Raw genomic sequence first — 14802 nt, forward strand, 5'->3', positions numbered from 1 at the left:
GCCTCACATCCGGAAGACGCCGTAGCCGCCGCGCGCGCCCTCCACGGGGGCGGTGTGGACGGCGGACAGGCACAGGCCGAGGACAGTGCGGGTGTCGCGGGGGTCGATGACGCCGTCGTCGTACAGCCGCCCGGACAGGAACATCGGCAGCGACTCCGACTCGATCTGCCGCTCCACCATCGCGCGCAGCGCGGCGTCCCCATCCTCGTCGTACGCCTGTCCCTTGGCGGCGGCCGAGGCGCGCGCCACGATCGACAGCACGCCGGCGAGCTGCTGCGGCCCCATCACCGCGGACTTCGCGCTCGGCCAGGCGAACAGGAAGCGCGGGTCGTAGGCCCGGCCGCACATGCCGTAGTGCCCGGCCCCGTACGAGGCTCCTATGAGGACGGACAGGTGCGGCACCCGCGAGTTGGACACCGCGTTGATCATCATCGCGCCGTGCTTGATGATGCCGCCCTGCTCGTACTCCTTGCCGACCATGTAGCCGGTGGTGTTGTGCAGGAAGAGCAGCGGGGTGTCGCGCTGGTTGGCCAGTTGGATGAACTGGGCCGCCTTCTGTGACTCGGCGCTGAACAGCACGCCCCGCGCGTTGGCGAGGATGCCGACGGGGTAGCCGTGCAGCCGCGCCCAGCCGGTGGCCAGGCTCGGCCCGTACAGCGGCTTGAACTCGTCGAAGTCCGAGGCGTCGACCAGCCGGGCGATCACCTCGCGCGGGTCGAAGGGCACCTTCAGATCGCCGGGGACGATGCCCAGCAGCTCCTCCGGGTCGTACTCCGGTGGTGGCGCGGGTGCCGGATCGGGGTGTGCCTTGCGCCAGTTGATGCGCGCGAGGATCCTTCGGGCCTGCCGTAGCGCGTCCGGCTCGTCGAGGGCGAAGTGGTCGGCCAGTCCGGAGCCGGTGGCGTGCATCAGCGCGCCGCCCAGCGACTCGTCGTCGCTCTCCTCCCCGGTGGCCATCTTCACCAGCGGCGGCCCGCCGAGGAAGACCTTCGCCCGCTCCTTGACCATGATCACGTGGTCGGACATTCCGGGAATGTACGCGCCTCCGGCGGTGGAGTTGCCGAAGACCACGGCGACGGTGGGGATGCCGGCCGCGGAGAGCCGGGTGATGTCCTTGAACAGCGCCCCGCCCGGAATGAAGATCTCCTTCTGGCTGGGCAGGTCCGCGCCGCCGGACTCGACGAGCGAGACGACGGGCAGCCGGTTGGCGAGGGCGATCTCGTTCGCCCGCAGCGCCTTCTTCAGCGTCCAGGGGTTGCTGGCCCCGCCCCGTACGGTCGGGTCGTTGGCCGTGACCAGGCACTCCACGCCCTCGATCACCCCGATGCCGGTGACCAGCGAGGCCCCCACCGGGTAGTCGCTGCCCCAGGCCGCCAGCGGCGACAGCTCCAGGAAGGGCGTGTCCTGGTCCAGCAGCAGCTCGATGCGCTCGCGCGCCAGGAGCTTGCCGCGCGCACGGTGGCGCGCCACGTACTTCTCGCCGCCCCCGCCGATCGCTTTCGCGTGTTCCGCGTCGATCTCCGCCAGCTTTGTGAGCATGTCCGCCCGGTTCGCCGCGTACTCGGGACCGGTGACGTCCAGCCGGCTGTGGAGCACAGTCACAGCAGCACCTCCGGTATGTCCAGATGGCGCGAGCGCAGCCACTCCCCCACGGCCTTGGCCTGCGGGTCGAAGCGGGCCCGCGCGGCGACGCCCGCGCCGAGCAGTCCGTCCACCACGAAGTTCAGCGCCCGCAGCCGGGGCAGCACATGCCGCGTGACGGGTAACCCCGCTGTCTCCGGCAGGAGTTGCCTCAGCCTGTCGGCCGTCAGCTCGTGCGCCAGCCAGCGCCACGCCTCGTCCGTACGGGCCCACACCCCCACGTTCGCCGAACCGCCCTTGTCGCCGCTGCGCGCCCCGGCGACCAGCCCCAGGGGCGCCCGCCGGGTGGGCCCGGCGTACCACAGCGGAGCGGGCAGCCCGGGCTCGCACGCGTCCACCAACTCCCGGGTGCTGAGCGCCGGTTTGATCGCGACCCGCTCGCCGTCCGGCAGTACGGCAACGTGCGGCACACTCCCCGCCTCCACATACACCGCCTCGAACACGCCGTACGGCTCGCCCTTCCCGGGCGGCGCGGTCAGATGGAACCCGGGTACGCTCGCGAGCGCCAGCTCGACCGCCGCGCCGCTGACCGCCCGCCCCACCGCCTCCTGGGCGGCGTCCCGCACCACCAGCCGCAGCAGCGCGCTCGCCTCCTCCTGGACGGCCGCGTCCGTATGGTCCGTACGCGCCAGGGTCCAGCTCACTTCGGCCGGGCGCCGCCCGCCCGTACCGGGGGCCGCCGCGTCGAGGGCCGCCTCCATCTGCTCCCGTACCAGCTCGGCCTTGGCCTCCACGTCCAGGCCGGTCAGCACGAACGTCACCTCGTTGCGCCAGCCGCCGAGGCGGGTCACGCCCACCTTCAGGTCCGGCGGTGGCGGCTCACCCCGTACGCCCTCGATGCGGACCCGGTCCCGGCCGTCCTCCACCAGTTCCACGGTGTCCAGGCGGGCCGTCACGTCCGGGCCCGCGTACCGTGCGCCGGCGGTCTCATAGAGGAGCTGCGCGGTGACCGTGCCCACGGTGACCGCGCCGCCCGTACCGGGGTGCTTGGTGATCACCGAGGAGCCGTCGGCCGCGATCTCCGCGAGCGGAAAGCCGGGGTGGTGTACGTCGTGGGCGGCGAAGAAGGAGTAGTTGCCGCCGGTGGCCTGCGTCCCGCACTCCAGCACGTGCCCCGCCACGACCGCGCCCGCCAGCCGGTCGAAGTCCTGCGGGCCCCAGCCGAAGTGCGCCGCCGCCGCGCCGCTGACCAGCGCGGCGTCGGTGACCCGGCCGGTCACCACCACGTCCGCACCGGCCCGCAGACACGCGGCGATGCCGGCGCCGCCCAGGTAGGCGTTGGCGGTCAGCGCGCCCTTCTCCCAGCCCCTGCGCGGCTGCGCGCCAGGCGACCCGGCCCGCGCCGCCGGAAGCCGGGTCCCGGCCGCGGCTCCGGCCCGTTCCGCCGGAAGCCGGACCGCGGCCCCGTCCCCCACGTCGGCCGCGGCCCCGGCCCCCGCCCCGGCCGCCATCAGGTCGTCCCCCTCCACGTACGCCACCCGCACCGGCACCCCGACCCGCCGCGCCAGCTCCCGTACGGCGTCGGCCAGTCCCGCCGGATTCAGCCCGCCCGCGTTGGTGACGATCCGCACCCCGCGCTCGGCGGCCAGCCCCAGCCCCTCCTCCATCTGCCGCAGGAACGTTCTGGCGTACCCGCGCGAGGGGTCCTTCAGCCGCTCCCGTCCCAGGATCAGCATCGTCAGCTCGGCGAGGTAATCCCCGGTCAGTACGTCCAAGGGCCCGCCGGTCAGCATCTCCCGCACCGCCGCGAACCGGTCCCCGTAGAAGCCCGACGCGTTCCCTACGCGCAGGACCCCCCGCCCGCTCATACCGGGCCGCCACCCTGGTTCCCCGCTCCGCGCTCCCGCCCCTTCCCCGGCGGACCGGCGAACGCCTGTGCGATGGTCAGCCACCGCTCGGCGTCCGCGCCCTCGGCCCGTACGGCGACGTCATCGCGGTGCGCGCGCTGCGTGACCAGCAGGCAGAAGTCCAGCGCGTCCCCCGTCACCCGCTGCGCCGCGTCCGGTGGCCCGTACTCCCACGTCCCCCCGTCCGGCGCCCGCAGCTCGACGCGGAACTCCTCCGGGGGCGGGGTCAGCCCGTGCGCCATGTACGCGTAGTCCCGGGCCCGTACGCCGATCCGCGCCACATGCCGCAGCCGCGCCGTAGGAGTGCGCCGCACGCCCAGCGCGTCGGCGATGTCCTGACCGTGGGCCCAGGTCTCCATCAGCCGCCCGGTCGCCATCGACGCGACACTCATCGCCGTCGCGAACCACGGCAGCTTCCCCGCGTCCGCCGGCCGCCCGGCGAGCACCCGCTGCACGCCGTCGCGCCCCGCCCGCCAGCGGGCCAGCAACGTGTCGGGCGGCTCCTGCGCCTCCCGAGCGGCCCCCTCGTCGACAAAACTCTCCGCCGACTCCGCCAGCATCTGTGCCGCGACCCGACGAAAACGCTCAGGATCGTTCGCGGCCGTCAGCACCTGCTGATCGGTCCACGCCAGATGCCCGATCTGGTGCGCGATGGTCCACCCCGGAGCCGGGGTGGTCGTCCGCCACTCCTCCGGCGAGAGCCCGGCGACCAGCCCGTCCAATTCCTCGCTCTCGTCCTTCAGATCGCTCAGCACAGCCCCGTGACCGGACACGCGGCACTCCCTTCGTCAGCCCATCACCCATACGAGCCAAGGGCGTTGACCCGTACGGCGCGAGCTTCGAGCGTGCCAGCGCCACCGGAAACAATCAAGCACGCCTGCATGATTCTTTGAAGCGGACAGCCGGGCCAGCCGGGGACTCGCGCCGTACGACAAGGAATGAAGGAATGCGCGGCGCAACAATGCGTGGCGCAATAACGCGTGACGCAACAGTGCGCGGCGCGACAAAGCGTGACGCGACGGTGCATGGCGCGCCAACGCGCGACGCGACAGTGCGTGGCGCGACCCGGCGGCCGGGCCGGAACACCCCCCGCGCGCAGGGTTGGCCTCGCCCCCTCCTGTGGTGCCATGAGGCGAGTTCTGCCGGGATGACCGAAGTGACCCAGAAGTAACCCATGGAACGCGAGGATTCATGGATATTTCTCGCAGGCACCAGCAGGCACCCGCCCCACAGACACCCGCCCCGTACGGAGGCGACCTCCCCCACGGCTCCGCCGGGCCCGCGCACCCGCCGCCGGCGTGCGCGGACGCCGACGGCCACGCTGCGGCGGAGTGCGGCCACGAGCGGGGGCACGTACAGGATTCGCTCTTCCACGGGCAGGGGTACGCCACGGCCGCCAGCCGCCGGATCTTCTGCGACCGATGTCGGCTGCGCAGATGGCTCCGGGTGGAGGCCGCGCTGGCGGCCAGTCAGGAGAAGCTCGGCATGGTCGCGCCCGGAACGGCGGCGCGGGTGGCGCGGGCGTGCGAGCCGGGCCGGATCGATCTCGCCTCCCTGGCGCCCGAGTTCCGTCGTACGGGCCACTCCCTGGTCCCGCTGCTGCGCGGCCTGGCGGCGGCATGCGAGGCCGACTCGGGGGAAACGGTGCACCTGGGAGCCACCACCCAGGACATCCAGGACACCGCGCAGTCCCTGGAGATGCGGGACGTGCTCGACGAGGCGGACGCCGAACTCGCCGCCATGACCACGCGCCTGATCGCCCTGGCCGGGGCGCACCGCGACACCCTGATGGTGGGCCGCACCCACGGCCAGCCCGCGCTGCCGATCACCTTCGGCCTCAAGGTGGCGGGCTGGCTGGACGAACTGGTACGGCACGGCGAACGGCTGGCCCAGTTGCGCGAACGGGCCCTGGTGGCACAGTTGCACGGCGGCGTCGGCACCATGGCCGGGTTCCAGGGGCGCGGGCAGGAACTGCTCACCGACTTCGCCGCCCGCCTCGGGCTCGGGGAGCCCGTCGTGGGCTGGCACGTCGCCCGGGACCGGGTGGCGGAGTTCGGCACCACCCTGGCCCTGGTCACGGCGACGCTGGGCCGGATCGCCGAGGAGATCCGGGTGCTCTCGCGCGCCGAGGTCGGTGAGCTGTCCGAGGGCTGGGAGTACGGGCGGGTGGGCAGCAGCACCATGCCGCACAAGCGCAACCCCGAACGCTCCGAACAGGTCGTCCTGCTGGCCCGCCTGGCCCGCAGCGCCGCCGCGCTCGGCGTCGAGGGCATGGTGCAGGAGCACGAGCGCGACGCACGGGGGCTGCGGATGGAGTGGGTCACGGTCGCCGACGTGTCGCACTACGCGCTGGCGGCGCTGGCGATACTCAACGAGGTCCTCGCCGGGCTCCAGGTGCACCGCGAGCGGATGGCGGCGAACGCGGCCTCGGTGGCGGAGTTCCTGTGCACCGAGGCGCTGATGCTGGCGCTGGGCGAACGCATCGGCAAGCAGAGCGCGCACACCCTCGTCTACGAGGTGAGCCAGCGGGCGCAGAGCGACGGCCGTGCACTGCGCGCCTGCGTACTGGAATGCGCGGAGATCACCTCATGGCTCTCCGCCGCCACGCTGGACGATCTGCTCGACCCGGCCCGCTACGTGGGCGAGGCCGGCGTCCTGACCGACCGGGCGGTGGCGCACGCCCGGCTCCGGCCGGTGCCGCCCGTGCCGCCCGAGCCGCCCGAGCCGCCCGGGGCGCCACAAGCGGCTCGTACGGAGGAGGTGCCCTCGTGAGCACACTGCTGCGCTTCGACGGCGAGCGGGCCGACGAGGCCGACATCGAGGCGCACACCCCCGAGATGCGCGGGCAGCGGCAGCACCTGCTCCGGCAGCTCGCCGTGTCCCGCGGAGAGCGGGTCCTGGATGTCGGCTGCGGCCCCGGCTATCTGATCTCGGAGCTGGTGGACCCGGTCGGCCCGGACGGCGAGGTGTGCGGCCTGGACATCAGCGCGTCGATGCTGGACCTGGCGCGGGCACGGTGCGCGCCGGCCGGCGCGCGGGTCAGCCTGGTGGCGGGGCGCTGCGAGGAGATTCCGTTCCCCGACGCGTCGTTCGACGCCGCCGTCTCCTCACAGGTGTACGAGTACGTCGGCGACATCGAACGGGCGCTGGCCGAGCTGTACCGGGTGCTGCGCCCGGGAGGCCGCGCGGTGGTGCTCGACACCGACTGGGACTCCCTGGTGTGGCACTCCGCCGACCGCCCCCGGATGCGGCGGATCCTCGACCTGTGGGAGGACCACGTCGCCGACCCCCGGCTGCCCCGCCGGCTCGGCCCGCTGCTCCAGGAGGCCGGGTTCACCGAGGAGAGCCTGACCACGCTGACCTTCCTCAACCGGCGGTGCCGCCGCGACACCTACAGCTACTGGCAGGTCGGCTTCATCGAGGCGTTCCTCGCCGACCACCCCGGCGCGGTCCCGGAGGAGACCAGGGCCTGGAGCCGGGAGCTGCGCGAGCTGGATGCGACGGGGCGGTATTTCTTCAGCCTCGGCCGGTACGCGTTCACCGTGGTCAAGCCCGGGGACTGAGCGGGGGCGGACGGTGCGGGACGGTGCGGACGGGGTGGGGCGGACGGGCGGGGCGGGTCTGGCGGGCTCTTCGGGGCCGACGGCCGCCCGCCCTGAAGGCCCCGGGCGCCTCACCCCCGTACGCGTGCGAACTCACGGAGGAAACCCGCCAGCGCCCGTACGCCCTCCTCCGGCATCCCGTTGTAGACGGACGCCCGCACCCCGCCCACCAGCCGGTGCCCGGCCAGACCGAGAAACCCCTCCTCCCGCGCGCGGTCCAGGAACTCCCCGGTCAGCGACTCGTCGGCGAGCCGGAAGACGATGTTGGTGACGGAGCGGTGGGCCGGGTGGGCGGTGGGGCGGTAGAACGCCGTACGGTCCAGTTCCCCGTACAGCAGCCGGGCCTTGGCCAGGTTCGTCCGCTCGACCGCCGCGAGGCCGCCCTGGTCGCGGATCCACTCCAGCGTCAGTAGGAGGACGAAGACGGCGAAGGTGTTCGGGGTGTTGTCCAGGGACTTGGACGCCGCGTGGACGGAGTAGTCCAGCAGCCGGGGAGTCTCCGGCAGCGCGTGGCCGAGCAGGTCGTCGCGGACGGTCACCAGGGCCGTGCCGGCGGGCCCCAGGTTCTTCTGGAACCCGGCGTAGACGATGCCGAACCGGCCGTGGTCCAACCGCCGGGAGAGGATGTCGCTGGTGGCATCGGCCACCAGCGGGGCGGGACAGTCGTGCGGGAAGTCCGTCCAGCGGGTGCCGTAGACGGTGTTGTTGCTGGTGAGGTGGAGGAAGGCGGCGTCCGGCGGACAGTGCCGCCCGCCCACCTCGGGTATCCGGTCGAAGCCGGTGTCCTGACTGGACGCGACGATCGCGGCGGTGCCGTAGCGGGCGCCCTCACGCTGCGCCTGCTGGGCGAACAGGCCGGTCACCACGTACCCGGCGGTACGGGTCGGGGAGCGGCCGATGAGGTTGAGCGGCACGGCGGCGCACTGCATCCGGGCCCCGCCGTGCACGAACAGCACATGGTGGTCCCCGGGGAGCCCGGTCACCTCCCGGTACAGCGCCACGGCGGTGTCGAGCACGCCGATGAACCGGGGGTGCTTGTGACTGATCTCGATGATCGACGCGCCGTCGCCCGCGTGCGCCGCGAGCTCCTCGCGCACCCGCAGGGCCACCGGCCGGGGCAGCGTCGCGGGCCCCGCGGAGAAGTTGTACGTGTCCCGGGGCCCCGGCGCGCCGGGCCCGCCCCGCCGGGCTCCCTCCCCCTGCCGCCGCTCCATCCCGGCACCTCCTCCCGGCCGTTCGTACGCTCCCGCGCCCCGTACGCCCTCGGGCTCCGTACGTCCTCGCGCCCCGTACGCACCGAAGCCCCGTACGTCCCAACGCGCCGTACGTCCCAACGGCCCTGTACGTCCCCACTCCCCGCATGTCCCCACGTCCAGGACGGACCGCCCTCCGTACGGGCCCTCCGCACGGCCCCTTCCGTACGGCCCCCTCCGTACGGCCCGTCCGCTCCCTCAGCACATCCGCAGTTCCTCCACGAACGCCCCGACGCCCTCGGCGCGCACCCGCGCGACGGCGTCGGTCGCCGGGCTCGTCCGGTCCCGCAGCCGCCGCGTCAGCGGTTCCAGCTCCTCCACGGGCGCCACCGGCTCCCGGCGCAGCGACCCGGCCGCCAGGTCCAGGGCGCGCCGGCCCCACTCCGTCAGCGGCACGCCGGCGACCTCGGCCGCCCAGCCGCGGGTCTGCACCTCGTCGGCGGCCGTACGGGCGTCCTGGAGCGACCAGCCGCCGAACAGGTCGCGGCAGGCTTCGATGTCGCCCAGCCAGCCCAGCAGCATGGCCAGCCACGCGAACGTTTCCTCCCGGCTCATCGTGGGCAGGTGGCGGATCTCGACGAAGGTGCCGCGTCCGCCGTCCCGGAGCACCGCCTCGCCCCGGCCGGCCGCCACCGCCTCCAGCGCCCCGGCGACGGTGCACGCCTCGTCCAGCCGCATCCGGACCCGTACCGCCGGCCAGCAGAAGACCAGTCCGGACGCCAGGTCGGCGGGGGTGCACTGGAGAGTGCGCTTGCTGCCGCCCGGGTCGACGAACTCGGCGTGGCCCGCCTCGGCGAACTGCCACGTCGTCAGCTCGGGCATCAGCGGGGTGTGGAGGGCGCCGTCCCTGGTGACCTCGAAGATCGGCAGCTCCCACGCCTGACGCATGTAGTCCGCCAGACTGCCGTACAGGTGGCGGGGGTAGTGCAGGCGGTGGGCGAAGAACGGGTTGGTGTCCGACAGTTCCGTGTAGCCGCGCAGCCGCAGGGAGTACCAGGGCTGCACCCGGCCGCCGAACACCGCGGAGTTGGCGCCCCACGCGAAGATCAGCGGCGTCATCCTGATGAGCGTGTTGCAGACGTCGATCACCCGTGGCAGCGGGACGTCGACGTTGAACTGGACGGCGGCGAAGCCGGGCCAGGCGTCACTGGCGTAGTGGCCCGGGTACCGCTCGGCCTGCGCCAGCCACAGGCCGTAGTGGGCCTTGTCCGCCAGGTAGGGGCCGCCGAGGGTCTCGGTCAGCGGCTGGCAGCCGTGGGCGAGGGCGGACAGTCCCTCGGCCGCCAGGGCCGGGAACACCACGTCGTCCAGCGTACGGTTCCAGGCGGTCTTGGCGGCGGCGAACCCCTCTTCCGGCGGCAGTGCCGTCTCGACCGTACAGACGCCGTAGTCGTTGCCCACGTCAAGGGTTCCGTGCCCACGCGCCGACCGGACGCCTACCAGCGTGCCGGTGGCAGCGTCGTGGTACGGGGTGAAATCCGGTCGGGCCGCGAGCCGTTCGAAGACGGCCCGCACGGCCGGACGGCCGGCCGCGACCCCTCGGCGGTCGACCACGGGCAGTTCTGACTCGATGCCGATCTTCATGATCCAAACTTTCCGTCGGAAGAGGGGACGTCGATAGCGGGGCCACGCTAGGGCCCGGAACCGGACGCCCGCCGAACGCCGGGCCGCGCTTCACGCTTTACGGTGAACTCGATCCCGTCCCCGATCGCCAGCACCTGGCTCTGCGCGTCCGGCACACCGCCGACGTGCCGCCGGTACGCGGCGATGACCTCGGCGTTCTTCTTCGGGATCAGGATGTTGTCGGCCACCACCGCGCCGCCCGGCCGCAGCGTCGGCCAGCAGGCGTCGAAGTCCCGTACGTACAACTCCTTCCAGTGGTCCAGGAGAACGAGGTCGACCGGGCCGGCCAGGGTGGGCAGGAGAGCGGGCGCCTCCAGGGCGGTCAGCTCGACGACGCCGGCGAGCCCCGCCTCCCTCACGTTGTCCCGCTGCTCGTCCTGCTTCCCGGGGTCGACCTCGATGGAGTACAGGCGTCCGCCGGTGGCCCGTACCGCCTCGGCGAGCCAGATCGTGGAGTAGCCGACCGAACCACCGACCTCCACGACCGTGTGCGCGGCCATCGCCCGTACCAGGGTGTTCAGCAACTGGCCGACGTCCGGGCCGACGTCGAGCATGAAGGAGCCGGCCCGTTCGCGCAGGGCGGTGCCTCCTTTGGCGCGCAGCGCCTCCAACTCCGCCTGCTCCTTGCGGGAACGTTCCTCCAGCCCGCTCAGGACGGCTGCGACCCGGGCGTCCGGTTCCGGCAGAATCCGCTCCACCGGCCGCTCCCGCTCCATCGACCCCATCGACGCCATCGACCGCTCCCGTCCCACCAGTGGGTCCGGCCCCATCAGTCGATCCCGAAGAAACGGCGGGCGTTGTCGCACAGCAGAAGCCGTTTGGCCGCCTCGTCGATGTCCTCCCGGTCGGCCAGGGCGGTCACGGCGCCGGGGAACTTGGCGTCGAAGTGCGGGAAGTCGCTGGCGAACAGCAGGTTCTCCGCCAGCCCCTGATCGATGAGCATGGGCAGCAGCGGATCCTCCGGCTCCACACCCAGATAACACTGCCGCCTGAAGTAGGTGCTGGGCCGCTCGGGAAGCGGCGGCCGGTCCTTGGCGAACTGCTCCGCGTGGTCGTCCATCCGGTTCAGCCAGAACGGGGCCCAGCCCGCACCGCTCTCCATGAAGGCGAACCGCACCCCGGGGAACCGCTCCAGGACACCGCCGGTGATCAGCAGCATCACGGCCATCATGTGCTCGAAGGTGTGGCTGACGAGGTGGCCCTGCATGGTGTCGTGGGTGCGCTCGGTCCCGATACGGGGGATGCGCGCGACCCCGAACCCCTCGTGGAAGCACACCGCCACGCCGTGTTCCTGGCAGAACTCCCACAGGAGGTCGTAGACCGGGTCGTCGATGTTGGTGCCGGCCACGGTGTTGGGCCGCAGGATGACGGTGCGCACGCCCTGCTCCAGGACCCGGCGCGCCTCGTCCACGGCCAGCACGAGGTCGTGCTGCGGCAGCGCGGCGACCGGGAACAGCCGCTCCCGGTCCTCGGCACAGTAGGCCAGCGCCCAGTCGTTGTACGCCTTGGCGACCTCGTACGCGAAGGCGGAACTGCGCAGGGCCGGAAGCAGGCCGAGCACCTTGGACGGGAAGATGTAGGCGCGGCTGATGCCCTCCCGCTCCATGGCGGTGAGCCGGTCCTTGGGGTCCAGGCCGCCGCGCTGGAGGGCGCCGAGCACGTCCACGGCGGCCGGGTCGTCGTACTTCCAGCTTCCGGGGGTGTACGTGGCGCCCTGCGTGCCCCCGAACCAGGCGGCCTGGGTGGGCCGGCCGTGGAAGGTGGACGAGGGCTGTTCGATGACCCGGCCCTCGGCGGTCAGCCGGTCGTCCTGGTAGGAGGGCATCCAGGCGGCGTACTTCTCGGGCAGCCTGCCCCGCCACCAGTCCTCGGAGTCGGGGAGCACGATGTGGCTGTCCGCGTCGATGACGGGGTAGTCACGGTGAGCGACCATGTACCACTCCTTCGGGAGGTCCCGGGAAGGTCTGCCGGTCGGCGCGTACGGCCCCGCGGACCCGCGCGCAGCGCACACGCGCCGGTCCGGACGCCGGTTCTCGGGCCGGTGACCGCTCACCCGCCCGAGTACGGGTCTTTGAGCGCGGGTCTTCGAGCACGTGTCTTGGAGTACGGGTCTTCGAGCACGGGATTCGAGCGCGGGCCTTGGGTACGGGTGCTCGGGTGCGGGTCTCGGGTGCGGGCGCGCGGGTTCCGCCACCCCTTCCGGCACTCCGGACCATTGTTCCCGCCTCGCGGGGAAAGGGAAGAGGGACGCCCGGCCAATGAGGCATCAACCGGCCTCCCCGCCACTCCCGCCCCGCCGGCCTCCTCCGTACCCGTCCGGCCCCGCCCCACGACAGCGCCTTCCGCTCACCGCTTACGGCACACCTACGTGCGGGCGGCGGTTACCGCACCGGCGCTGGCGGTGACCACCAGCGCGATGGCGACCACTTCCGGCCAGCCGAGGGACTGGTGCAGGACCAGGAAGCCGGCGGTGGCCGCCGCGGCCGGTTCCAGACTCATCATGACCGCGAAACCCGAGGCGGGAAGCTTGCGCAGGGCGAGCAGCTCCAGGGTGTAGGGCATGACGGAGGACAGCAGGGCGACGGCCGCACCCAGACCCAGGGTGACGGGATCCAGGAGGGCGGAGCCCGCGGTGGCGATGCCGAGCGGCAGGCTGAGCAGGGCGCCGACGGTCATCGCCAGGGCCAGGCCGTCCGCCTGCGGGAAGCGCTGTCCCGTACGGGCCGAGAGCAGGATGTACGCGGCCCACAGCGCACCGGCCCCCAGGGCGAACGCGGCACCCAGCGGATTGAGGCCGTCCAGCCCCGCACGGCCGAGCAGGGCCACCCCGCCCAGCGCCAGCGCCGCCCACAGCAGACTCAAGCCCCGGCGGGAGGTGGCCACGGAGAGGATCAGCGGACCGAGGAACTCCAGGGTGACCGCGGCACCGAGCGGGATGCGGTCGATGGCCTGGTAGAAGAGGGAGTTCATGCCGGCCAGGGCGAAGCCGAAGGCCAGGACGGTGGCCCAGTCACCGCGGGTGTGACCGCGCAGTTTCGGGCGGCAGGCCACGAGCAGGACGAGGGCGGCGGCCGTCAGACGCAGGGTCACCACACCCAGCGCGCCGGCTCTGGGAAAGAGGAGTACGGCCACCGAAGCCCCGAACTGGAGGGAAACGATGCCGCCGATCACCAGCCCGACGGAAAGCAGCCGCCCGCCCGGAGCCGCCGTGCCCTGCGCCCCGGACAGCTTCTCGGCCCTACGGACCTCGGCGGACGGCGGAACGCGACGCGAAGCGGGCGTGGCGCCAGTGGTGTCGGTTGATCCATTGGCACTGCGACTACCGGAGGGCGAATCAGTGGCGGGATGGCGATGCGATGCGGTCACCCCGCCACGTTACGGCCCGCCCCGCGTCCCGTGAAATGCCGGTTCCGCTGCCGTTATGCTCCGCACGCATGAGCATCGAGCTGCGTCATTTCCGCTGCTTCCTCGCCGTCGCCGACACCCTCAGCGTGACCCGCGCCGCCGAGCGGCTGCACCTGAGCCAGCCCGCCGTCTCCCGCACCCTGCGCCAGCTCGAACAGGGCCTGGGCGTCCTCCTGGTGGACCGCTCCACCCACCACCTGGAACTGACCGCCGAGGGCCACGCCTTCCGCGACCGGGCAGCCGCCGCCGTCACCGCCTTCGACCGGGCGCTGGACGAGGCCCGGCACACCACCCGCCCGCTCCTCCTCGGCCACCCCTGGGCCGCGGCCGGCGCGGACACCACCGCGCTCCTGCGCCGCTGGGCCGAGACCCACCCCAGGACACCGCTGGTACTGCGCCGGATCGACGACCGTACGGCCGGCCTGACTCGCGGCGACGTCGACGCCGCCCTGCTGCGCGGAGAGATCCGTACGCCCGGACTGAACACCGAACACCTGCGTACGGAGACACGGGTGGCGGCGCTGCCCACCGACGACCCGCTCGCCCGCCGCCCCGCACTCACCCTCGCCGACCTCTGCGAACGCACCCTCGCGATCAACCCCGTCTCCGGCATCACCACCTTGGACCTGTGGCCCGCCGACGCCCGCCCGCGCGCCACCGTCACCATCACCAACACCGACGACTGGCTCGCCGTCATCACCGCCGGCAGCGCCGTCGGCGTCACCGCCTGCGCCACCGCCGGCATGCACCCCCACCCCGGCGTCGCCTACGTCCCCCTGACCGACGCCCCACCGGTCCCCGTAAGCCTCACCTGGCGCCAGGGCCCCAGCCACCCCGACATCCCGGCCCTGGTAACCCTGGCACGCGAGATCATCGGCACACCGCACCCCCAGACCAACGCGCCGGGCTCCTGGGCCGCCCCCTCCCCCGACAGATAACCTCCACCCAAAGAACCGGCCCGACCATGCCCCCCGGGGGCGCGTACCTGTCAGCCCAGCCGCTTGATCCACCGATTACGTCGACCGCCCCAACGGAACGACGGAACAAGGAGAAGCCCTGCCCGAATTGAGCGTTACGCCGCTTCCTCGACAAGTAAGCAAAAACGCCTCCCTCGCCGACTAAAACACCAGGTCAGCTCCTGTGGTCCCCGCGCGTGCGGGGGTGGTCCCGTAGTTGGCATCCGGAGACGAGAACCGGATTCGTGGTCCCCGCGCGTGCGGGGGTGGTCCCGAGGACCCGGACGCCATGTCCCCGAAGCGGCTGTGGTCCCCGCGCGTGCGGGGGTGGTCCCCATCCGCACAGGAAACCCCCGCCCGGCCCGCTGTGGTCCCCGCGCGTGCGGGGGTGGTCCCTTGAGCTCGGCCATGGCGCCCTCGGTCGACTCGTGGTCCCCGTGCGTGCGGGGGTGGTCCCTGATCGAACCCTCAACCG

At 72.9% G+C, this 14802-nt stretch carries 11 protein-coding genes; 3 read left to right on the plus strand and 8 right to left on the minus strand.

Going from position 1 to position 14802, the window contains the following annotated elements:
* Positions 1–3: 3 nt before the first annotated feature.
* The 3 genes from KGS77_RS13470 to KGS77_RS13480 are packed head-to-tail and all read right to left on the minus strand — an operon-like array spanning position 4 to position 4261.
* Positions 4–1602, minus strand: a complete 1599-nt coding sequence (locus KGS77_RS13470) for a carboxyl transferase domain-containing protein (protein WP_242581259.1) — start codon at positions 1600–1602, stop codon at positions 4–6.
* Positions 1599–3449, minus strand: coding sequence for an acyclic terpene utilization AtuA family protein (locus KGS77_RS13475; RefSeq protein WP_242581261.1), 1851 nt, complete (start codon positions 3447–3449; stop codon positions 1599–1601). The genes KGS77_RS13470 and KGS77_RS13475 overlap by 4 nt, the downstream gene beginning before the upstream one ends.
* The gene (locus KGS77_RS13480) at positions 3446–4261 is read right to left on the minus strand and encodes a TIGR03084 family metal-binding protein (protein ID WP_242581262.1); all 816 of its coding nucleotides are present in this window, start codon (positions 4259–4261) and stop codon (positions 3446–3448) included. The genes KGS77_RS13475 and KGS77_RS13480 overlap by 4 nt, the downstream gene beginning before the upstream one ends.
* 418 nt (positions 4262–4679) lie before the next feature.
* Between KGS77_RS13480 and KGS77_RS13485 the strand changes: the two genes are divergently transcribed.
* Positions 4680–6260, plus strand: a complete 1581-nt coding sequence (locus KGS77_RS13485; RefSeq protein WP_242581263.1) for an adenylosuccinate lyase family protein — start codon at positions 4680–4682, stop codon at positions 6258–6260.
* Positions 6257–7051, plus strand: a complete 795-nt coding sequence (locus KGS77_RS13490) for a methyltransferase domain-containing protein (RefSeq protein ID WP_242581264.1) — start codon at positions 6257–6259, stop codon at positions 7049–7051. Before KGS77_RS13485 ends, KGS77_RS13490 begins: the two co-directional genes overlap by 4 nt.
* 110 nt (positions 7052–7161) lie before the next feature.
* Here KGS77_RS13490 and serC read toward each other — a convergent pair whose 3' ends face one another.
* The 5 genes from serC to KGS77_RS13515 form a co-directional block, all read right to left on the minus strand.
* Positions 7162–8304, minus strand: coding sequence for a 3-phosphoserine/phosphohydroxythreonine transaminase (gene serC / locus KGS77_RS13495; RefSeq protein ID WP_242581265.1), 1143 nt, complete (start codon positions 8302–8304; stop codon positions 7162–7164).
* Between the two features lie 237 nt (positions 8305–8541).
* A complete protein-coding gene (locus tag KGS77_RS13500) occupies positions 8542–9927 on the minus strand; it encodes a glutamate-cysteine ligase family protein (protein ID WP_242581266.1) in 1386 nt (461 codons plus the stop codon).
* Between the two features lie 47 nt (positions 9928–9974).
* On the minus strand, positions 9975–10736 hold the full coding sequence (locus tag KGS77_RS13505) for a class I SAM-dependent methyltransferase (protein ID WP_242581267.1): 762 nt from the start codon (positions 10734–10736) through the stop codon (positions 9975–9977).
* A complete protein-coding gene (locus KGS77_RS13510) occupies positions 10736–11899 on the minus strand; it encodes an amidohydrolase family protein (protein WP_242581268.1) in 1164 nt (387 codons plus the stop codon). Before KGS77_RS13510 ends, KGS77_RS13505 begins: the two co-directional genes overlap by 1 nt.
* 431 nt (positions 11900–12330) lie before the next feature.
* The gene (locus tag KGS77_RS13515; RefSeq protein WP_242587456.1) at positions 12331–13194 is read right to left on the minus strand and encodes an EamA family transporter; all 864 of its coding nucleotides are present in this window, start codon (positions 13192–13194) and stop codon (positions 12331–12333) included.
* A 206-nt stretch (positions 13195–13400) separates the two neighbouring features.
* Between KGS77_RS13515 and KGS77_RS13520 the strand changes: the two genes are divergently transcribed.
* Positions 13401–14309 (plus strand): LysR family transcriptional regulator, encoded by a 909-nt coding sequence (locus KGS77_RS13520; protein ID WP_242581270.1) that lies wholly within the window; start codon positions 13401–13403, stop codon positions 14307–14309.
* Positions 14310–14802: the final 493 nt, after the last annotated feature.

It is taken from the genome of Streptomyces sp. MST-110588, assembly GCF_022695595.1.
Classification (GTDB): domain Bacteria; phylum Actinomycetota; class Actinomycetes; order Streptomycetales; family Streptomycetaceae; genus Streptomyces.